The sequence below is a fragment of the Streptomyces katrae genome, assembly GCF_000966975.1.
GTDB lineage: Bacteria > Actinomycetota > Actinomycetes > Streptomycetales > Streptomycetaceae > Streptomyces > Streptomyces katrae.
Window position 1 is genome coordinate 1 of record NZ_JZWV01001531.1, and the last position, 464, is coordinate 464.

Sequence of the window (464 nt, forward strand, 5' to 3'; positions counted from 1 at the left end):
GATCGTCCACCGCGACCGCCTCGACCGAACCGGCCGGTTCCGCCGGATCGGCGTCCGTGCCCAGCAGTTCGGCCAGCAGCAGGCGGGCGAGGGCCTCGGGGGTCGGGTGGTCGAAGACGAGGGTCGCGGGCAGGCGCAGTCCGGTGGCGGAGCCCAGCAGGTTGCGCAGCTCGACGGCGGTCAGCGAGTCGAAACCGAGGTCCCTGAACTGCCGGTCCACCGCGACCGATCGGGTGGAGGCGTGGCCGAGGACGGCCGCCACCTGGGTGCGTACCAGGTCGAGGAGGAACGCGTGCCGCTCGTCCGCCGGCAGGGCGGCGAGCCGGTCGCCCAGCGGGGTGTGCCCTGCCGTCGTGCGCGGGGCGCTGTCGAGGCTGCGCCGTACGGAGGTGCGCACCAGCTTCCGCAGCAGCGGCGGCAGGGTACCCGCGCGGGCCTGGGCCCGCAGGGCCTCGGCGTCCAGG

At 75.9% G+C, this 464-nt stretch carries 1 protein-coding gene; it reads right to left on the reverse strand.

Translation table 11 applies throughout. From position 1 onward, the window contains the following. Window positions 1-464: acyl carrier protein (locus VR44_RS38920; RefSeq protein WP_045952415.1), on the reverse strand; the 464-nt coding region annotated here is incomplete at both ends.